9 protein-coding genes, 3 tRNA genes and 3 rRNA genes are annotated in these 20,642 nt (G+C 59.0%); 3 read left to right on the top strand and 12 right to left on the bottom strand.

Features of this window, described 5'->3' with window-relative positions:
• Nucleotides 1-188: 188 nt before the first annotated feature.
• Nucleotides 189-1,955 carry an autotransporter assembly complex protein TamA gene (locus O4G74_RS14960; protein ID WP_269403359.1) on the top strand — a complete coding sequence of 589 codons (1,767 nt, stop codon included), beginning with the start codon at nucleotides 189-191 and terminating at the stop codon, nucleotides 1,953-1,955.
• A complete protein-coding gene (locus O4G74_RS14955; RefSeq protein ID WP_269403358.1) occupies nucleotides 1,955-6,157 on the top strand; it encodes a translocation/assembly module TamB domain-containing protein in 4,203 nt (1,400 codons plus the stop codon). Before O4G74_RS14960 ends, O4G74_RS14955 begins: the two co-directional genes overlap by 1 nt.
• On the opposite strand, the gene mmsB is transcribed toward O4G74_RS14955, so the two are convergent.
• The 4 genes from mmsB to O4G74_RS14935 are packed head-to-tail and all read right to left on the bottom strand — an operon-like array spanning nucleotide 6,154 to nucleotide 10,757.
• Nucleotides 6,154-7,044 (bottom strand): 3-hydroxyisobutyrate dehydrogenase, encoded by an 891-nt coding sequence (gene mmsB / locus O4G74_RS14950; RefSeq protein ID WP_269403357.1) that lies wholly within the window; start codon nucleotides 7,042-7,044, stop codon nucleotides 6,154-6,156. The genes O4G74_RS14955 and mmsB overlap by 4 nt on opposite strands.
• Before the next feature lie 15 nt (nucleotides 7,045-7,059).
• Nucleotides 7,060-8,085, bottom strand: coding sequence for an enoyl-CoA hydratase/isomerase family protein (locus tag O4G74_RS14945; protein ID WP_269403356.1), 1,026 nt, complete (start codon nucleotides 8,083-8,085; stop codon nucleotides 7,060-7,062).
• Nucleotides 8,082-9,224, bottom strand: a complete 1,143-nt coding sequence (locus O4G74_RS14940) for an acyl-CoA dehydrogenase family protein (protein ID WP_269403355.1) — start codon at nucleotides 9,222-9,224, stop codon at nucleotides 8,082-8,084. Before O4G74_RS14940 ends, O4G74_RS14945 begins: the two co-directional genes overlap by 4 nt.
• Before the next feature lie 36 nt (nucleotides 9,225-9,260).
• Complete coding sequence (locus tag O4G74_RS14935) at nucleotides 9,261-10,757, bottom strand: CoA-acylating methylmalonate-semialdehyde dehydrogenase (RefSeq protein ID WP_269403354.1); 1,497 nt, start codon at nucleotides 10,755-10,757, stop codon at nucleotides 9,261-9,263.
• 109 nt (nucleotides 10,758-10,866) lie between these two features.
• Between O4G74_RS14935 and O4G74_RS14930 the strand changes: the two genes are divergently transcribed.
• Nucleotides 10,867-11,763: a LysR family transcriptional regulator gene (locus O4G74_RS14930; RefSeq protein ID WP_269403353.1), complete on the top strand. Its 897-nt coding sequence runs from the start codon at nucleotides 10,867-10,869 to the stop codon at nucleotides 11,761-11,763.
• A gap of 5 nt (nucleotides 11,764-11,768) precedes the next feature.
• On the opposite strand, the gene O4G74_RS14925 is transcribed toward O4G74_RS14930, so the two are convergent.
• From O4G74_RS14925 to O4G74_RS14890, 8 genes are all read right to left on the bottom strand, one after another.
• A complete protein-coding gene (locus O4G74_RS14925; protein WP_269403352.1) occupies nucleotides 11,769-12,962 on the bottom strand; it encodes an acyl-CoA dehydrogenase family protein in 1,194 nt (397 codons plus the stop codon).
• Nucleotides 12,963-13,046: 84 nt separating this feature from the next.
• Nucleotides 13,047-14,285, bottom strand: coding sequence for an MFS transporter (locus tag O4G74_RS14920; protein ID WP_419715406.1), 1,239 nt, complete (start codon nucleotides 14,283-14,285; stop codon nucleotides 13,047-13,049).
• 134 nt (nucleotides 14,286-14,419) lie between these two features.
• Nucleotides 14,420-14,496: transfer RNA gene (locus O4G74_RS14915), tRNA-Met, on the bottom strand.
• 179 nt (nucleotides 14,497-14,675) lie between these two features.
• Nucleotides 14,676-14,790, bottom strand: a 5S ribosomal RNA gene (gene rrf, locus O4G74_RS14910).
• Between the two features lie 143 nt (nucleotides 14,791-14,933).
• A 23S ribosomal RNA gene (locus tag O4G74_RS14905) occupies nucleotides 14,934-17,711 on the bottom strand.
• A 287-nt stretch (nucleotides 17,712-17,998) separates the two neighbouring features.
• Nucleotides 17,999-18,074, bottom strand: a tRNA-Ala gene (locus tag O4G74_RS14900).
• A gap of 53 nt (nucleotides 18,075-18,127) precedes the next feature.
• A tRNA-Ile gene (locus O4G74_RS14895) sits at nucleotides 18,128-18,204 on the bottom strand.
• A 184-nt stretch (nucleotides 18,205-18,388) separates the two neighbouring features.
• A 16S ribosomal RNA gene (locus tag O4G74_RS14890) occupies nucleotides 18,389-19,842 on the bottom strand.
• Together the 16S, 23S and 5S rRNA genes with 3 tRNA genes alongside form the textbook arrangement of a ribosomal RNA operon.
• Nucleotides 19,843-20,642: the final 800 nt, after the last annotated feature.

The following is a 20,642-nucleotide window of genomic DNA, read 5'->3' as shown; positions in this document are numbered from 1 at the left end:
CGACAGGCAGGTGTCCGCTCAATTCGACATGTCCGAACTGTAAATTGCGCGCCGAAAGCGGAAACATAACAACGTAGACAACGTTGAATTCCACTGCAGCCAATATACCGCTTAGGGGTATCGTCGCCATCGCAAGGCAACAGATGCCCGCGGCGGTGCCGGGTTGTTACTTAAAGAGCCGGGGACTGATGTTTAATCGACTTATCTTTTTGCTTGTCGTCCTCATGACGATGGCGGCCTCTGCTGCAGCAGAGAAAGTCGATATCGAGTTTGCAGGAGATCGCCCCGGCGACGAGTTGAGATCAACACTCCAGGATGCGCTTCCAGACGAAAGCGACCCTCAGACGGCGCTAGAGGCACGCCGTCAGGGCAGGCGTGCCGCTGAAGCCGTACGAAGCGCGCTGAATAGTAAAGGCTATTACGATCCGCAGATCGACCTCGCCGTTCTGGGTACAGATGCGCCCGAAGCGCGCCTGCGTATTGATACGGGCCCGCGGTTTGCGCTTGGCCGTGTAAAAGTTTCCTTCATCGGAACGAACCCAAGCGAAACCGACGAGGCGCGTATTCGCGAAGGCCTGCCGGTTCGCGCTGGACGCCCGGCAATCCCTTCCGATGTCATCGATGCAGAGCGCTGGATCACGAATGAATTGCGCAATGCAGGTTATCCCTATGCCGAGGTCGAAGAGCGCCGCGTCCTGGGCGACCGCGACGCCGAAACACTGAGCGTGACCTATGAAACGCGTACCGGCCCCCGCGTCGTCTTTGGCGAGACCCGGTTTCCCGACGGCGATATCAAGACGAAGGCGAGCTACCTTAACCGGCTCGTTCCGTATGAGGCTGGCACCGTCTATGACCCTTCCGAACTATCGAGATTCAACACGCGCCTTGCTGAAACCCGCATATTCAAGGTGGCGCGCGCAGATCTCGCCAGCGAAGCATCTGGAAAGACCGAGGCTGGCGAAGAAATCCGCGATGTGGTCGTCACGCTGACCGAGCGGCCGCAGAACTCCGTTGGCCTCGGCGGCAAATACTCGACCAGCGAAGGCTTTGGTCTCAACGCGGAACTGACCCGCCGCAACCTGACGCGGCGCGGCGACGTGTTGAGCGCAGATCTTACCGTTGCCGAACTGGAGCAGTCCCTGGAAGTCATCTGGCGGCGGCCGAACGAGTTCGGATATGGGCGCGGCCTTATCCTCTCAGCCGGCGTGAACAATGAGACGACGGATGCTTATGACCGTCAGGCAGTCTTCGCCGGCGTTGGTTTTGAAGTCGTGCGGAGCCCGGAATTCACCTATTCCTATGGCGTGCAGGGCGAAATCGCCAACGAAGAAGACGAGTATGGCGAGCGCGACCTTCAGATCGTTTCAGTCTATGCAGATGCCCGCCTCGACAAGACTGATAGCCTTCTGGACCCACGCTCAGGCTGGCGGGCCAATGCGCGGGTTGAACCAAGCTATGCCTTCGGCGACGAAGTCAGCCCGTTTGTTCGCTCGGTCGGTCAGGTAAGTGCCTATGTGCCGTTCGACGAAGACAGGCAATTTGTACTGGCCGGGCGTTTAAAGGCAGGCGCCGTGGTCGGCGCGGACGTCGAAAACCTGCCGGTTGATACGCGCTTTTATGCTGGCGGCGGCGGCAGCGTTCGCGGTTATGCCTATCAGGCAATCGGGCCGCGCGCCGACGATGGCACACCGCTCGGCGGGTCCTCGGTCATCGAAGCTTCGATCGAAGGGCGCTACGCCGTTCGGCCAAACATCGGCGTGGTGGCATTCGTCGACGCAGGCGCTGTTTCGACAAGCCAGTTCTCCGACTTCAGCGATGCGCGCTATGGCGCAGGCATTGGCGTTCGCTACACCACGCCTGCCGGCCCAGTCCGCCTTGATGTGGCGACACCGTTGAACCCCACAGACTTTGACGATCCGGTCCAGATCTACATTTCGATCGGTCAGGCCTTTTAATGAGTACGACTGACCCGACACCAAACCAGCCCGCCGGTAAGCGGAGCCTGACGCGCCGTCTCCTGAAATGGTCGGCGATCCTGCTCGGTGTGCTTCTGGCGCTGATCATCGTTCTTGTCCTGGCCGCGAGATACGCAGCGCAGTCCGGCTTTGGCCGTGAGTTCGTGGAAACACGGATCGAGGCGGCCGACCCATCCGGTCAGGAAATCGAAGTCGAAGGCCTGTCAGGCGACCTGCTCGGTACATTTCGGATCGATCGTCTCACGGTAGCCGACGAAGATGGAATCTGGCTGATCGCGGAAAATTTGCTGGCAGACTGGAAGCCATTCGACCTGCGCAAGCGTGCTCTCACCATCGAAGCGCTGGAAGCAGACCTTATCCATGTCCTGCGCCGCCCCGTGCTCCAGACATCCGAAAATGAACCTTCCTCTGGCGGATCTATGCCACTGCGCGCTGGCGAACTTGGGCGGTTGCGGATTGGAGAACTTCGAACAGATGCAGGCGTCATCCCGCGCACCCTTTCCCTGAACATTCAGGCGCAAGGTCGTGTCGGGCGCGATGGCGGGCGGTCCGAGATGGCTGTCGTCCCGCTGGATGGCAATGGAGATGAGCTGCTGGCTGATCTTACCTGGTCAGACGACTTCCGGGTTCAGGGAGAACTGGCATTGGACGGGCCAGCTGGCGGTCTGTTTGCAAGCCTCGCCCGGCTTGACCCCGATCAGTCGATATCGGCCAAACTCGGCACGGAAGGTGCGCTGAACGACTGGCGGGCCGATGCCGATATCGAAATTGGCGGGGCATCGCTTGTTACCCTCGATGCAGAGGCGCGCGACCAGATCATCAGCTTCCAGTCAGATATCCAGCCAGCGCTTCACCCGCTCACACGGCAGATCGCTAAAACGCTGGGCGAAACGCTGACTATTGAGGGCGATCTGTCCCGCGGCGAGACGGGCCTTACACTGGACATCACCGCCATGGCTGATGGCCTGGAGCTAAGCGCGATTGCGCAGCGGGCCGAGGGAGGCGGCTATCGCGCGGACCTGCGGCTGACGGCGGACAATCCGACCCGGTATGCCAATGTCGAGAATCTGTCGGTCGGCGAAGCCATGGTTGACGGCGTGCTCGTCTATGCAGGCGGCACAGCGCGGTTCGACGGCGATGTGCGGGCGTTGAGTGTGGATGTGCCATCATTCGAGGCGGAGACCGTGTCCGGCCCGATGACGGCCACCTATCGCGAGCGTCTCGCGAGCGTGCGCACGACGCTGACCGCTGCAGGCGCGGCCCTACCGGGCACGCTTGGACAGATTGCAGGTCGCGCGCCGGTCCTCGTGTTGAATGGCGACTACGATATCGCGCAGAGAACGATCGACCTGCGCGAGACGGTCATTCGGGGACGCGCAGGCCGCATTGCCGCTCAGGGCGATATCACCTTGGCGCCATCGCTTAGCGCCAATGTCTCGGGCAGCTTCCAGATCGACGGCAATGCGGCTGAGCTGGCGCGACCGGTCAATTTGCAGGGTAATTTCGAAGCGAGCCGCGCTGGCGCGGGCTCCACGCGGTTCAATACGCGCATCAATGCAACCGAGCTTGGCGCCCTGCCAGCCCCCTTGAGTGACTGGGCCACTGGCTCGGCGCTCGTAAACGTGCGCGGCGTCCTTCAACCCGATAATGCGGTGGATCTCAGCCAGATTTCGCTGGAAAGCGGCACGCTGTCATTGGACGGGTCTGGCCGGTTGAGCAGCGAGCAGGCGATATCGGCGTCGCTCCAGCTTCAGGCTGGTGAGGCGGCTGTGGCAGGCTATGCGCTCGATAGTGTGAGCGGTCGCGCCGACGTTTCGGGCACGCTCGACGCTATGGATTTCGTCGTGAACCTGAATGCCCCGCAGCTTGCCAGCGAGAGCTTCACCTTTACGGATATCGCCCTTGCCGCTGATGGCACTTATGGCGGCAGCACGATCAATGCTTCTGTTTCGCTTGGCGCGGGCACGACCAATGGTCCGCTCGATATCGAGACAGGCGTCGCCATCAATGGGGCTGACTGGCAGGTGGACGGGCTGGAAGCAAGCTGGGGGCCACTGACGGCGAACGCGACGATCAGCGGGTCTGGCGGCGAGCTTGGCGCGATGCGCGGTGAAGCAAATGTACGCGGCGAGCTGCCTGACGGCCTTCCCGCCCGCCGCATCGATGCGAGTGCCTTCATCGAAGGTGAAGCCCTTACAATAGATGCAACGCTGGAAGAGGTGGCGGCTGGACCGACACGCGCCGATGCGCTCGTCATCCGGGCGACTGGCACGCCGGACGATGCTGATTTCATCGTAGAGATGGATGGCAGCACAGAAGTTGACGGTCTGTCCTATCGAACGCTGCTGAACGTGGATGGCAATCTGAGTGGCCTGACAAGCGGCGCGACTGAACTGGTGGCAGGTGTGGACGCCAGTCTTGGGGAGCTAACCCTGGTGACGCAGGAGCCGCTTCGCTACGCCTCGTTTGAAGATGGCATGAAGGCGTCGACAGAGCTCGCTGCGCTCGGCGGTTCAGTTTCTGCCAGCCTCACCACGCGCGGAAACACGCAGCTGCGCGCATCTGCAGACGGGCTCAACCTGGCCCCGCTTCTGGTTCTGATCGGTCGCCCGGCGCTGGACGGCGCGCTAGACCTCTCTCTCGCCTTTGACGAAACGGCCGAAGGTGGACTCAGTGGCCCGATTGAAGCGGAAATGCGCGGCGTGGCGCGGCCAGGAACTGACCTGCCGCCGGTTGACCTGTTTGTCAGTGGCACCCTGCAATCGGACCTGCTGGATCTTGCGCTTCGCGCGCTGGACAATAAATCGCTAGAGGCACGCGCGACGATTCAGGTGCCCGTGAACACATTTGAAAACGCACCATTCATTCAGCCTGTGTCAGGCGCCAGCATGCCTTTCTCCGCCAATGCCAGCGGTCAGATAGAAGCAATTGCCGCGCTCTTCATCCCCCCGCAAATGGTGCTGCAAGGCGTGGTTGATGCCGACCTGTCGGGCGACCTGCCAAGCCTGAATGAGAGCTTTTCGGGTACGGTGCAGTTCTCCGACGGTGTTTTCGAGCATGGCGACCTTGGCATGGTGCTCAACCGGATTTCCGCCGATGCGCGTCTTGGTAGCGGCACCGTCACGCTGGCGAGCTTTGCCGCGCGTGGTCGGTCCGGCGGCACGCTTGAAGGCAGCGGCTCAATGGCCGTCGATGGTTCTGGCCGCAGCGATGTCGAGATCCGTGCCAACCGCCTCGTCGTCACCGAGCGGCGCGAGGGCTCTGCAACGGTAAGCGGGACGCTGTCGCTGAACCAGCAGCCTGACCTGTTCGAAATTACAGGGGACCTCACAGTCGATGAAGGCTCCATCAATCTCGCCAACCTGCCGCAGGGCGGTCCGCCGACGCTGGACGTGACTTTCCGACAGCCGGGTGAAGAAGAAGAAGAGGAGGACGTCGAGGAGGCGGCTACCCGTCTCGATATCAGCCTGAACGCGCCTGGCCGGATCGACATTAGCGGGCGCGGCGTCAATGCAGAGCTTGCCCTCGATGCCGACATTGAGGGCCCGATTGGCAGCCCGATCATCACCGGTCAGGCAGAAATCGTGCGCGGCCGGTTTGACCTCATCGGCAAGCGGTTCGAGTTTGGGGAAAGCACGGTCCGGCTGGCGCCAGATCTCGGTGAAAGCCGCCTTTCCGTCCGCGCAGAGCATGAGACGCGCGACGACATTACCGCCATCCTGAACGTGGTCGGCACCGTGTCACGGCCCGAAATTGAGCTCACCTCAGAGCCTGTGCTGCCGGAAGACGAAGTGCTCTCGCGGGTGCTGTTCGGTCGCTCCCCGACTCAGCTGACTGCGCTGGAAACGGCGCGGCTTGCAGCGGCCCTAGCCCAACTTTCCGGTGGCGGTGGCTTCGATCTTCTCGGCGGCATCGAGACCGCGCTGGGCCTCGACACGTTCGATGTCGGCAGCGGTGCCAGCGGCGGCGTGGAGGTGACGAGCGGCAAGTACCTTACCGACAATGTCTATCTTGAGGTGCGCTCAGGCGCGACCGGCGCGCCTGGAATTGCCATCGAGTGGGAGCCGATCGAAAATATCGAAGTCGAGGCCGCCACCAATACAGGTGAAGAGCAAGGTCAGGAACTCTCCGTCCAGTGGACGCGGGATTTCGATGATCCAGGTAGCGGCAAGAAGGACTAAAGCTCGCCTTTGAGGCGCCGCATCACGCCGGAAAAGTCGATATCGCCGAAGCCATCTTCGTCCAGCTTTGCGTAAATCTGCTGGGCGTGATTGCCGAGCGGTGTATCGGCGCCGACATCATCGCCTGCGCCCATGGCAAGCCGCAGATCCTTTAGCATCATGGCGACCGCGAAGCCTGGCTGATAGCCGCGGTTCGACGGTGCGGTGGAGACAGGTCCTGGCGTAGGGCAATAGCTCGTCATCGACCAGCACTGACCGGACGCGGTGGACGAGATGTCGAAGAAGGTCTGCGCATCAAGGCCGAGCTTTTCAGCAAGGTTGAACGCCTCGCATGTGCCGATCATGGAAATGCCGAGCAGCATGTTATTGGCGATCTTGGCGACCTGCCCATTGCCGGGGTCGCCCGCGTGAAAAACGTTCTTGCCCATGACATCGAGAACCGGCTTTGCCTTCTCGAAGCCGTCCTTGGGGCCACCCACCATGAAGGTCAGTGAGCCAGCCTCGGCAGCCGCGACACCGCCGGACACGGGCGCGTCCATATAGGAGAAGCCCGCCTCTGCCGCTTTTGCGGCAGCATCGCGCGCTTCTTCAACAGCGATGGTTGAACAATCGAGAAAGAGTGTGCCCTGTTTCGCGTGCGCCGTGACACCGTCATCGCCGAAATAGACCTGATGGACGTGCTTGCCGGCTGGCAGCATGGAAACCACGACATCCACATCGCTCACTGCCTCGCCGACGGTTGCAGCTGCTTTCGCCCCAGCCGCGACAGCGGCTTTCACCGCGTCTGCGTTGAGGTCGAAGGCTTGTACGTCATGGCCCGCCTTGGCGAGGTTGGCGCACATGCCGGAGCCCATATTGCCGAGGCCAATGAATGCAATCTTCGTCATGGTGGGGTCTCCTCCCTAGAGAAATGTAAGCTCGTCTGCCCCTAGCGGCGCGAAGAAGCTGTCGACCAGCTTCTCATCCACTGAGGCCAGATCGGCCGGGACCCATTTGGGGTCATTGTCGCGGTCCACGAGGACGGCGCGCACGCCCTCGATGAAGTTCTCGGTACAGACCATGCGGGACCCGATCCGGTACTCCATCTTCATGTTCTCGCGGAAATCAGTGAGTTTGCCGCCCTCGCGCAGCTGGCGATGCGCTACTTTCAGCGTGAGCGGTGATTTGGTCTTCAGCGTCTCGGCCTGTTTCTGGGCCCACTCACTGCCCACTTCGAGGCAGGAGATGATCTCCTCGACCGTGTCCTTACCGAAGCAGCCATCGATCTCAGACAGGTGTTCGGCAAAGCTGCCTTCTGCCGACTGTTCCAGCCCATCCAGAGCGGAAAGACCCTGTTTTGCAAGCTTCGCAGCAAGGCCGGTCGCGTCCTCAGTGAAGTGCGTCGCAACACCTGCGGCGAGGACATCCTTACCCTTGAGGCGCGCACCCGTGAGGGCCAGCCACTGGCCAAGCTCTCCCTTGAGACGCGGCAGAAACCAGCCACCGCCGACATCCGGGAAAAGGCCAATGCCGCTTTCAGGCATGGCGAAGGTCGTGTTGGGCGTTGCGACGCGCACATCGCCATGCACGGAGATACCAACGCCGCCGCCCATGGTGACGCCATCAATGATAGCGACGTAGGGCTTTGGATATTCCTCAATCAGCGTGTTGAGGCGGTATTCAGCCGCGAAGAAAGCCTGCGCTTCCTTGCCATCGGCCTTGCCGGAATCCTGCAGCATGCGGATGTCACCGCCTGCGCAGAAGCCGCGCGTGTCTTCGAGATGATCGACAATGACCAGCTCAACCGCATCGTCATCCCGCCAGGCCAGAAGCGCCTCGATCATCAGATCGCACATTTCCTGATTGAGGGAATGGAGCGCCTTCGGGCGGTTCAGCGTGATCCGCCCTGCCCGGCCCTCTTTGCGGGCGATAATGACTTGATCGCTCATACCTGGCCTTTCATCATTTCACGCGCGACAATGACGCGCATGATTTCATTTGTGCCTTCAAGGATCTGGTGGACACGAAGATCGCGCACGATGCGCTCGACTTCATAGTCGCCGAGATAGCCGTAACCGCCATGAAGCTGGAGCGCGTCATTGGCGACCTTGGAGGATGTGTCCGTCACGAAGCGCTTTGCCATGGCGCAGAACTTGGTCGCGTCGGGCGTCTTCTTGTCGAGCTTGGTGGCGGCCTCATAGAGAAGCGCGCGGGCGGCCGCGAGCTCTGTTTCCATATCGGCGAGCTTGAACTGCGTTGCCTGAAACTCGATGATAGCGCGGCCAAACTGCTGGCGCTCCTGCACATAGGCGAAGGCGCGGTCGAGCGCATCCTGCGCCCCGCCAAGCGCGCACGCTGCAATGTTGAGGCGTCCGCCATCAAGGCCGGCCATGGCGAATTTGAAGCCATGCCCCTCATCGCCAACACGGTTGGTCGCCGGGATGCGGCAGTCGTCGAAGTTGACCATGGCGGTCGGCTGGGCGCGCCAGCCCATCTTGTCTTCATGCTTGCCGAAAGAAAGCCCCGGCGCATCCTTGTCGACAATGAAGGTCGACACGCCCTTCGCGCCGCCATCATCGGTGCGCGCCATGACGACATAGACGTCCGAAAAGCCAGCACCTGAAATGAAGACCTTGGCGCCATTGAGGACATATTCATCGCCCTCCAGCTTTGCCGTCGTCTTGAGGCTGGCCGCATCAGAGCCTGCGCCCGGCTCTGTCAGGCAGTAGGAGGCGATGAGTTCGGTGGCCGTCAGGCGCGGGACGTATTTCGCGCGCAGCTGGTCATGCGCGAAGCTGTCGATCATCCATGTCGCCATATTATGGATCGACAGGAAGGCCGCGTGGCTGATGTCACCGCGCGAAAGCTGTTCGAAGATCAGCGCCGCGTCGAGCCGCGTGAGGCCAGAGCCGCCATGCTCTTCGGTCGTATAGATGCCGCCAAAGCCAAGCTCTCCGAGCGCTTCCAGCTTGGAGCGATCAAGATTGCCTTCCTTGTCCCACCTCGCCGCGTTCGGGCGAAGCTCCTTCATGGCGAACCCCTTCGCCATATCAGAAATCATCGTCTGTTCTTCGGTTAGAAGCGTCATGGACTTAACCCTCAAAATCTAGGACTTGGGTCAGACTTATTGCATCGTCGGGATGATGAAAGCCTGGTCGCCAACATCGCCTTCTGGCCAGCGCTGGGTGACGGTCTTGATCTTGGTCCAGAACTTCACGCCTTCCGGGCCGTGCTGGTTGGTGTCACCAAAGGCCGAGCGCTTCCAGCCACCGAACGTGTGATAGGAGACCGGCACCGGGATCGGCACATTGATGCCGACCATGCCGACATTGACCTGCGCGGCAAACTCACGCGCGGCGCGGCCATCCGAGGTGAAGATCGCGACGCCATTGCCATACTGGTGATTGCTTGGCAGGGCCGCAGCTTCTTCCAGTGTCTCGGCGCGCACGACCTGGAGCACCGGACCGAAAATCTCTTCCTTGTAGGTGCGCATGTCGGGCTTCACATGATCGAACAAGCTTGGACCGACAAAGAAGCCATTCTCATGGCCCTGAAGCGTGTGACCGCGGCCGTCGAGTTTGAGCTCTGCGCCTTCCTCGACACCCATGCGGATATAATCCTCGACCTTTGCCTTGTGCGCGGCGGAGACGACGGGGCCGTAATGGGCGTCAGTGTCCGTCGAGATACCGACTTTCAGGTTCTGCGCCGCTTCCAGCATGCGCTCGACGAACTCATCGCCTGTCTTCTTGCCGACGGTGACCGCCACGGGCAGCGCCATGCAGCGCTCGCCAGCCGAGCCATAGGCCGCGCCGACAATGTCTTTCACCGCCTGCTCCATATTGCAGTCAGGCATGATGATGCCGTGGTTCTTCGCCCCGCCCATGGCCTGGACGCGCTTGCCGTGCGCGGTACCGGTTGAATAGACATATTGGGCAATATCCGACGAGCCGACAAAGCTGACCGCCTTGATGTCGGGGTGTTTGAGAATGGCGTCGACCGACATCTTGTCACCGTGGACGACATTGAGCACGCCTTCGGGCGCACCGGCTTCAAGGAAAAGTTCGGCAAGGCGGACCGGGACGGACGGGTCCTTCTCCGACGGCTTCAGCACGAATGTGTTGCCGCACGCGATGGCGACAGCAAACATCCAGCAGGGGATCATTGCCGGGAAGTTGAACGGGGTGATACCGGCGCAGACACCGAGGGGCTGGCGCATCGAATAGACATCTATGCCGGGGCCAGCGCCCTCTGTATACTCACCCTTCTGAAGGTGCGGGATGCCGCAGGCAAACTCGACCACATCGATGCCGCGCTGCACGTCGCCCTTGGAGTCGGCAACGACCTTACCGTGCTCGGACGAAAGGAGCTCAGCCAGCTCATCGATATTCTGCTCGAGCAGGTCCTTGAACTTGAACAGGATGCGCGCGCGGCGTTGCGGGTTTGTCGCCATCCAGCCAGGCAGGGCGGCCTTGGCTGCTTCGACCGCCATGTCGACTTCAGCATCAAGTGCGAGGCCAACCTTTGCCTGAACTTCACCGGTGTTAGGATTGTAGATGTCACCGAAACGGCCAGAGGCGGTTTCGACGGATTTACCCGAAATGAAATGATGAACGCTGCGCATACGGCTTTCTCCCATATCTATCTGGCCGCAGTTTATCTTTGGCGCACACGCAGTTAAACACGCACATGTGCAGGTTTAACCTGCATGATTGCAGTCCAGGATATCACCCATGAACTGGGACGACCTCAAACTCCTCCTTGAGATCAGCCGCCACACGAAGCTGTCGGATGCGGCGGCGCGCACTGGGCTGGACGCGACCACCGTCGGGCGGCGTCTGAGGCGGCTGGAGGCCGATCTCGGCCTATCCCTGTTTGAGAGAACACGGCGCGGCCACATCCTGACGTCTGCGGGCGAGGCGATCGTCGCAAAGGCCGAGGCGATCGAGCAGTCAGCGCTCGAAATCTCTGCGCAGGCCGACATAGGAGGGACGGAGGCTAGCGGACGGGTCAGGCTGGGTGTCACTGAAGGCCTCGGTAACGCGCTGATTGCTCCGGCCCTGGCGGGCTTTCGCGACCACTATCCTTCCATTGCACTCGACCTTATCGCCATGTCGGGATTTGCGAGCGTGCCGAAGCGCGAGGCCGATATGGCGGTCATGCTGGCGCGGCCGACATCGGGCCGGCTGAAAGTCCGCAAGCTGTCAGACTATGCGCTCCACTTGTTTGCGAGCCGGGACTATCTCTCGCGCCGGGGCGTGCCAAACTCGCCAGCTGACCTCTCCCGGCACACGCTGATTGGTTATGTGGACGATCTCATCTACTCCCCGCAGCTTCGCTATCACGCTGAAATCGCGCCGGATCTGACGCTACAATTCTGCAGCCCGTCCATTATTGCCCAGTTACAGATGGCGCGGGCGGGGCTCGGCATCGCCGTCCTGCCAAACTTTATGGCCGCGCGCGATGATGCGCTTCAGCCTGTTCTGAAGGATGAGGTCCGCGTTGAGCGGAGTTTCTGGCTGACGACGCATGAAGATCTGGCGCCCCTCGCCAGAATTCGCGCGCTGAGTGACTTTCTCGCTGAGCTCTTCGATACGCACCGGGATATTGTGCTGCCGGAAGGCGGCTGACGCGCCTAGAGCATTGCTGTGTCAGCGGGCTGACCAAGATAGAGCCGACCTGTTGTTTCCCAGGTCGACGCGCCAACCATGATGTGCTGGGTCGCGACATGGATGTCGCGAAAGCGCCGCTGGATAGGCGACTGGCTATAGACCGCGGTGCCACCCGCGAGTTCATAGACCCGGTCAACGGCCCGCTTGGCCGACTGAACGGCGCTTGTCGTGGCGAGGCGCAGGTCGCGGCGAAGCTCAAGCGGCACGGGCCCGGCCTGTGCAGCCCGCCAGGCCGCTTCTATGGCCTCAAAGAAGAAGGCGCGTCCTTGCCGGATATCCGCTTCGCTTATCGCCACATCGCGGTGGGTGAGCGCCTTTTCGGACAGGGTCTTGCTGCTACCCGACGGCTTCTTGGCGCCGGCAAGATCATAGAAATCATCCATCGCGCCCCGCGCTGCGCCAAGTGCGACGGCAGCAATACCAATCGAGAGCAGGCCGAATGCCGGAAAGCGGAAAGCGGCTTCATCCTGGCGCGTGCGGCCAAAGCCGGTGGTTACCCGGTCGGCTGGGACAAACACGTCTTCGACCTCGAAATCGGTTGAGCCCGTGCCCTTGAGTCCGGTGACATGCCAAGTATCCACGAAACTGATCTGGTCTGCCGCAAAGATGGGCGCAAGTTGTATGGGTCCGCCCTTGGGGGACATGATCAGCTGGCCAGCCTCATCGGCGAGGAAGCAGCCGCCGCTGACCCAGTCGGCGTTCTGGCTGCCAGACCCCCAAGCCCAGCGCCCTGTAACGCGGTAGCCCTTCTGGCCATCCTGCTCAGCTTCTACGGCCCGGCCCATCGGGGCGAACACCCCTGCCGTCTTCACGCCAGACCGGCACAGCAGCTCGCGCACAGTCGCATTGTCAGCGAAGGCCATACCGAAAGCGGCGGTCGAAGCGATGAAGGCGCACCATGCGGGCGCCGCGTCGCCGCGCGCCAGTGTTTCGATCAATTCGGCATATTCAATGGGTGTCGTGCCCGAGCCACCATCACGCTCTGGATGGCAAAGGCCATAGAGCCCATCGCGCGCCAAGCCGTCGGCGATGTCCTGCGGTAGTTTTCTGCCTACTTCGGCTTCCTCTGCGCGCGCGGCAAGTATAGGACGCCAGGCCTCGGCCCGTTCAAAGAGGGTTGCTTTCATATCGAGCGAGTTGATCGTATCTGCGGGCATGGCGCGCCTCCCATTCGTCATGCAGTGTCAAAGCCTGCGTTGCAAGAATGGTAGCACAGGAGCGGCGGCGCTGTCGCCAATCGCTCAAGTCTCGCTCATCGTTTCTTCGTTCTGGCCGTGCGTTCTAAGATAAAGGGCGCCGACGATGGCGGCCGCGAAGCCTGCAGCCGCCCCTGCGCCCAATCCCCAGCGCGGCCCGAGTACATCTGCTATCCAGCCAATAATCGGCGCGCCAAGCGGGGCACCGCCCAACGCGACAGCGATACGCAGTGCCATGACACGGCCGCGCATTTCCGGCGCCGTGGTCAGCTGCATCATACTGTTCGTGGTGGTCATGAAGGTCAGCGCCGCCATGCCTGTGACCACAAGCGCAGCCGCGAAGGTCCAGTAACCGGGCGCGAGCGCCGCGCCGAGGCAGCCAACGCCGAAGAATGCCGCCCCCGTCACCATCAACCCCATCGTGTGTGTGCGGCGCCGTGCGGCCAGAAACGCACCGGCCACCGTACCGACTGCAATGAACGATGAGAGGACGCCAAAGCCTTGAGCATCGGTCTGAAAGACCTTTGCTGCCATCGTCGCAACGAAGATCGAAAACTTGAAGCCGAACGTCCCAATCAGGAAAAGCATGATGAGAGTGATACGTAAGTCCGGCCTGCGCCACACATAGATGAAGCCCGCGGTGAAGTTACCACGCTGACGCTCGGCTCGCTTCGCCTTGTGCAATTCGCACACTCTCAGAAAGAAGAGCGATAGAAGGACCGCGAAATAGGACGCGCCATTGATCAGGAAGGCCCAGCCTGTGCTAAAGGCGGCGATGAGGAAGCCAGCAACTGCCGGACCGGCCAGACGGGCGCCATTAAAGGACGCTGAGTTGAGCGCGACCGCGTTCGGAAGATCCGTGTCGCCGACAAGGTCGCTCACAAATGTCTGCCTGACAGGTGCATCGATTGCGGCCGCGCAGCCGAACAAAAACGAAAAAACATAGACATGCCAGAGCTCTACAAGCCCCATCACTGTCAGCGCACCAAGGAGCAGCGAGAGAACGCCCATCGCGAGTTGCGTCGCGACAAGTAGCTTCCGCCGATCGAAATAGTCTGCGGCAAAGCCGCTCCATGGCAGCAGGAGAAGCTGTGGTGCAAACTGACAGGCAACGACAAAACCGAGCGCGGTGGCGTTGTGATCGGTAAGCTGGGTCAGGACCAGCCAGTCCTGCGCCGTGCGTTGAATCCACGTACCGAAGTTCGAGACGACTGAGCCGCTCGCCCAGACGCGGTAATTGAAGCTCCGGAAGGAGCGAAGCGCACCGTCTGTCGAGATCCGTATCATGAGGAGTGCGCCGCCATACCACGTGACTTAGACCAATCAGCAGAGCCGGAAAACGGCTGGGAGCCAGCTCGATGAGACCAGAGCCTCAGCACAAACAAAAAAACCCCTGATCCGAAGATCAGGGGCTTATTTGGGTGCGGGAGTAGGATTTGAACCTACGACCTTCAGGTTATGAGCCTGACGAGCTACCGGACTGCTCCATCCCGCGTCAGCTTTTTGTCAGAACAGGATTTCTCCGGTCCTGAAAACACAAATCCGGCCACGGGGGCCGGACTGCATCGCGGTCCGGCTTTAGGCGGCCGGCCACGCTCCGCCCGTAAGGCGGTAAATTGTAAGGAAAAGACTTGTCTGCAAGTGTCTAGTTTTGCGCATCGCCCGTTTCGGCGGACCCGGCAGCGACTTACTCTCCCACGTCTTGAGACGCAGTACCATCAGCGCGAGGGGACTTAACGACCGAGTTCGGAATGGGATCGGGTGGGGAACCCCTGCCATAACCACCGGGTCGGCGGAAACGGGCAATGGCGCAAATTCCAACATGTCACTCATACTCACTCACGAGTATGTACCACTTTCATTTTTATCAGAGGTGTTTTGATCTGAAAACCTCAAGCGGTGGTGCATTCACCACCGCACACGAAGCTTCGCAAGATCAAGCCTATCGAGCAATTAGTACTGGTTAGCTCCACGCCTCGCGGCGCGTCCACACCCAGCCTATCGACGTCGTCGTCTACGACGGCTCTCAAGGGAAACCTGGTTTTGAGGTGGGTTTCTCGCTTAGATGCATTCAGCGATTATCCCGTCCATACATAGCTACCCTGCTGCGCGGCTGGCGCCACGACAGGTCCACCAGAGGTATGTCCATCCCGGTCCTCTCGTACTAAGGACAGATCCTCTCAAGTTTCCAACACCCACGGCAGATAGGGACCAAACTGTCTCACGACGTTCTGAACCCAGCTCACGTACCACTTTAATCGGCGAACAGCCGAACCCTTGGGACCTGCTCCAGCCCCAGGATGTGATGAGCCGACATCGAGGTGCCAAACGATGCCGTCGATATGGACTCTTGGGCATCATCAGCCTGTTATCCCCGGAGTACCTTTTATTCGTTGAGCGATGGCCCTTCCACTCGGGACCACCGGATCACTATGACCGACTTTCGTCTCTGCTCGAGTTGTCACTCTCGCAGTCAGGCAAGCTTATGCCATTGCACTCAACAGACGATGTCCGACCGTCTTGAGCTTACCATCGCGCGCCTCCGTTACTCTTTGGGAGGCGACCGCCCCAGTCAAACTGCCCACCATGCTGGGTCCCGTCCCCATCCAGGGGAGCGGTTAGACATCACAAAGAATAAGGGTGGTATTTCAAGGACGGCTCCACTCAGACTGGCGCCCAAGCTTCAAAGCCTCCCACCTATCCTACACATACACTTTATGATGCCACAGCAAAGCTGCAGTAAAGGTTCACAGGGTCTTTCCGTCTGACCGCGGGTACCCCGCATCTTCACGGGGAATTCAATTTCGCTGAGTCGATGCTGGAGACAGTGGGGAAGTCGTTACGCCATTCGTGCAGGTCGGAACTTACCCGACAAGGAATTTCGCTACCTTAGGACCGTTATAGTTACGGCCGCCGTTCACCGGGGCTTCAATTCGGAGCTTGCACTCCTCCTTTTAACCTTCCGGCACCGGGCAGGCGTCAGACTGTATACGTCGCCTTACGGCTTCGCACAGCCCTGTGTTTTTGATAAACAGTCGCAACCCCCTGGTCTGTGCCCCTCATAGCTGGTTGCCCAGTATGAGGCCTCCTTCTCCCGAAGTTACGGAGGTAATTTGCCGAGTTCCTTCAGCATCGTTCTCTCAAGCGCCTTGGCATGCTCTGCCTGTCCACCTGTGTCGGTTTAGGGTACGGTCTATACGGGAGGGCTATTTCCAGGAACTCCCAGGCTGCCTATCCAATCCAATAAGGACAGACAACTTTCGGAATTCGTCACACACTCCCAGGCCACAGAATATTAACTGTGTTCCCATCGACTACGCCTTTCGGCCTCGCCTTAGGGGCCGGCTAACCCTGCGCAGATTAGCTTTACGCAGGAACCCTTGGACTTTCGGCGAGCGGGTCTCTCACCCGCTTTATCGCTACTCATGTCAGCATTCTCACTTCTGATACCTCCAGCATCCCTCACAGGACACCTTCACAGGCTTACAGAACGCTCCGCTACCGCTCCAATGGAGCCCACGATTTCGGTATATAGCTTTAGCCCCGTTACATTTTCGGCGCAGGGTCGCTTGATGAGTGAGCTGTTACGCTTTCTTTAAAGGATGGCTGCTTCTAAGCCAACCTCCTCATTGTCTAAGCAACCCCACATCCTTTCACACTTAGCTATAATTTGGGGACCTTAATCGGTGGTCAGGGTTGTTTCCCTCTTCACGACGGACGTTAGCACCCGCCGTGTGTCTGCCAGATATTACTTCCAGGTATTCGGAGTTTGGTAAGGTTTGGTAAGACGGTGAGTCCCCCTAGCCCATCCAGTGCTCTACCCCCTGGAGTATTCATCTGACGCTCTACCTAAATAGATTTCGCGGAGAACCAGCTATCAGCAGATTTGATTGGCCTTTCACCCCTAGGCACAAGTCATCCGAGTATTTTTCAACATACAACGGTTCGGCCCTCCAGTGGGTGTTACCCCACCTTCAGCCTGCTCATGCATAGATCATCTGCCTTCGGGTCTAATGCTACGTACTCAATCGCCCTATTCAGACTCGCTTTCGCTACGCCTACACCTAACGGCTTAAGCTTGCACGCAACACTAAGTCGCTGACCCATTATACAAAAGGTACGGTGTCACTCCGAAGAGCTCCACCTGCTTGTAAGCATCCGGTTTCAGGTACTGTTTCACTCCCCTCGTCGGGGTGCTTTTCATCTTTCCCTCACGGTACTGGTTCACTATCGGTCGGTAAGGAGTACTTAGGCTTGGAGGGTGGTCCCCCCATGTTCAGACAGGATTTCACGTGTCCCGCCCTACTCTAAAAGGTCTTCATTTTACGGATACGGGACTATCACCCACTACGGTTGAGCTTCCCAGCTCATTCTCCTTATTTCAGACCAGGCCTGGTCCGCGTTCGCTCGCCACTACTAACGGAGTCTCAATTGATGTCCTTTCCTCCGGGTACTTAGATGTTTCAATTCCCCGGGTTTGCTTTTCAACACCTATGTATTCAGTGTGAAATACCTCTCTAGTGAAATGAAAGACCAAAAGCTGACGCGAACGCCAGCCTGTAGTCTCCCATCTCGGAGGTGGGTTTCCCCATTCGGAAATCACGGGATCAAAGGGTGCTCTCGCCTCCCCCGTGCTTATCGCAGAGTGCCACGTCCTTCATCGCCTCTTACCGCCAAGACATCCCCCGGATGCCCTTTTGACGCTTGATCTCATTCGAAACTCGTGTGCGGAGGTGAATGCACTTTCCAGTACATCACAAATCCGCCCACAATTTCAGATCAGACATGTTGGTTTCTTGCAGACTAACCCTTTGGCGCAAGCTTTGTTGCCATACTCCTATGGCACTTGCGTTATCGGCTATAAGCAGACACATCGATCACTAGGATCGGCATGTCGGCCGGATCAGTCTTTCCCTTACGATTTACAAACATCCCGGACCGCAGTCCGGAAACCTATTACTTCTTTCATTCGCAATTTACGCACACCACTCAAGGAATGGTGGAGCCTAGCGGGATCGAACCGCTGACCTCCTGAATGCAAATCAGGCGCTCTCCCAGCTGAGCTAAGGCCCCAAAAATACCAGTATCAAGCTGTAGCATAGGGCCCGGCGCACTCCCTTGGGTCGTGGTGGGCCGAGATGGAGTTGAACCATCGACCTCACGCTTATCAGGCGTGCGCTCTAACCACCTGAGCTACCGGCCCTTGTTACCAGGACCCGGGGGCTCGCTGAACTATGCCGTCCAGCTGGCCGGCACGGCGAATGAAGGAAGAGAAACGAAGACGGCATAAACAGCCGCATATGTTTTGCTGTCAGAGCAAGCTCTGCAGCTATGTCTATCAGAGCTTTCGAAGTCTGCGTGAGCAGACAATCAGAAAGCATCCTTAGAAAGGAGGTGATCCAGCCGCAGGTTCCCCTACGGCTACCTTGTTACGACTTCATCCCAGTCGCTGAACCTACCGTGGCCTGCTGCCTCCGAAGTTAGCGCACAGTCTTCGGGTAGATCCAACTCCCATGATGTGACGGGCGGTGTGTACAAGGCCCGGGAACGTATTCACCGTGGCATGCTGATCCACGATTACTAGCGATTCCAACTTCATGCCCTCGAGTTGCAGAGGACAATCTGAACTGAGACAGCTTTTTGGGATTATCCCATTGTCACTGCCATTGTAGCACGTGTGTAGCCCCGCGTGTAAGGGCCATGAGGACTTGACGTCATCCCCGCCTTCCTCCGGCTTAGCACCGGCAGTTTCCTTAGAGTGCCCACCCAAACGTGCTGGCAACTAAGGATAAGGGTTGCGCTCGTTGCGGGACTTAACCCAACATCTCACGACACGAGCTGACGACAGCCATGCAGCACCTGTGCACCTGCCAACCAAATGAAGGAAACCATCTCTGGTAACCAAACAGGGCATGTCAAACGCGGGTAAGGTTCTGCGCGTTGCTTCGAATTAAACCACATGCTCCACCGCTTGTGCGGGCCCCCGTCAATTTCTTTGAGTTTTAACCTTGCGGCCGTACTCCCCAGGCGGAATGCTTAATGCGTTAGCTGCGTCACCTGTATGCATGCACACAGACAACTAGCATTCATCGTTTACGGTGTGGACTACCAGGGTATCTAATCCTGTTTGCTCCCCACACTTTCGCGCCTCAGCGTCAGTACCAGTCCAGTTAGCCGCCTTCGCCACTGGTGTTCCACCGAATATCTACGAATTTCACCTCTACACTCGGTATTCCGCTAACCTCTCCTGGTCTCTAGGCTACCAGTTCCAAATGCAATTCCGGAGTTGAGCTCCGGGCTTTCACATCTGGCTTAATAGCCCGCCTACGCGCGCTTTACGCCCAGTAATTCCGAACAACGCTAGCCCCCTTCGTATTACCGCGGCTGCTGGCACGAAGTTAGCCGGGGCTTCTTTACCAGGTACTGTCATTATCATCCCTGGCGAAAGAATTTTACAACCCTAAGGCCTTCATCATTCACGCGGCATGGCTGCATCAGGCTTTCGCCCATTGTGCAAGATTCCCCACTGCTGCCTCCCGTAGGAGTCTGGGCCGTGTCTCAGTCCCAGTGTGGCTGATCATCCTCTCAGACCAGCTATAGATCGTAGTCTTGGTAGGCCATTACCCCACCAACAAACTAATCTAACGCGGGCCGATCCTTCACCGATAAATCTTTCCCCCGAAGGGCGTATACGGTATTACCTTCCGTTTCCAGAAGCTATTCCGTAGTGAAGGGTACGTTCCCACGCGTTACTCACCCGTCTGCCACTATGTCGTTCGACTTGCATGTGTTAAGCCTGCCGCCAGCGTTCGTTCTGAGCCAGAATCAAACTCTCAGGTTGAGTGCTCGATCTCTGACGTACTCGACCTCTTGGAATAGAGGTCGGAAATTGCTGATTGCAATTTTGCGTTTTGACGGGAAACCCTTTTCACAAAATCATTGGCCGAAACCAATAATAGTGAAAGGTATTTCCTTGAAACGCATCGTCATGATCGCATTGGAGCCCCTGAGGGCTCCGCAAGCTATTCATGCCGCCTGCGTTTCTCTTCCATAATCCTACGATGTCAAACAACCGGGCCGGAGCCCTGTTTCCCTCGGCTGGAGCAGTGTGCCCCGCTTCGGAAGAGGCGGCTTATATGAGCCACCGAATTTCCCGTCAACACCCTTTTTTGCGCTTTCTGCAGAAGTTCGCAGTGACCTGCGAAACCTGCAATTTGAAGCGCGAAACCCGGCTTTCGATCCGTGCCGTGAGGCACCGTCTCAACCAGTTGAGCGTCTCAGGAGAGGGCGGCATATATGAGGCCGTCCGAACTCCGTCAACACCCTTTTTCGCACCCTCTGCAGTTCGCGGCACAAGGCCAAAAAACCGCAGAAACATAAGCGCTTACCGTCCGTCCGGAACCCCGAAAGGTTCCTTCCGTCTGGCAGGTCGTCTCCAGAAGAAGGGCGCTCTTAAAGACCGGCCCGACCCCCGTCAACAACCCTTTTGCACTCTTCTGCAGCAACTGGCCAAAAGCCGGAAACTGCAGTGTTTGAAGCACAACCCGGATCCCGCGAAGTTCATTAGAACCTCGTTTTCACCGGAAGGTCATTTCCAGAAGAGTGGCGGCTTCTATTTGCCGATCCGTCTCCCGTCAACGA

This window comes from Henriciella marina, from assembly GCF_027213945.1.
In the GTDB taxonomy this organism is placed as follows: Bacteria; Pseudomonadota; Alphaproteobacteria; order Caulobacterales; family Hyphomonadaceae; genus Henriciella; species Henriciella marina_A.
This window is presented reverse-complemented; position numbering and strand designations above follow the sequence as displayed.

Coding starts and splice junctions, on each gene's coding strand:
- O4G74_RS14960 (WP_269403359.1), top strand. CDS start 189: ATGTTTAATCGACTTATCTTTTTGCTTGTCGTCCTCATGACGATGGCG.
- O4G74_RS14955 (WP_269403358.1), top strand. CDS start 1,955: ATGAGTACGACTGACCCGACACCAAACCAGCCCGCCGGTAAGCGGAGC.
- mmsB (WP_269403357.1), bottom strand. CDS start 7,044: ATGACGAAGATTGCATTCATTGGCCTCGGCAATATGGGCTCCGGCATG.
- O4G74_RS14945 (WP_269403356.1), bottom strand. CDS start 8,085: ATGAGCGATCAAGTCATTATCGCCCGCAAAGAGGGCCGGGCAGGGCGG.
- O4G74_RS14940 (WP_269403355.1), bottom strand. CDS start 9,224: ATGACGCTTCTAACCGAAGAACAGACGATGATTTCTGATATGGCGAAG.
- O4G74_RS14935 (WP_269403354.1), bottom strand. CDS start 10,757: ATGCGCAGCGTTCATCATTTCATTTCGGGTAAATCCGTCGAAACCGCC.
- O4G74_RS14930 (WP_269403353.1), top strand. CDS start 10,867: ATGAACTGGGACGACCTCAAACTCCTCCTTGAGATCAGCCGCCACACG.
- O4G74_RS14925 (WP_269403352.1), bottom strand. CDS start 12,962: ATGCCCGCAGATACGATCAACTCGCTCGATATGAAAGCAACCCTCTTT.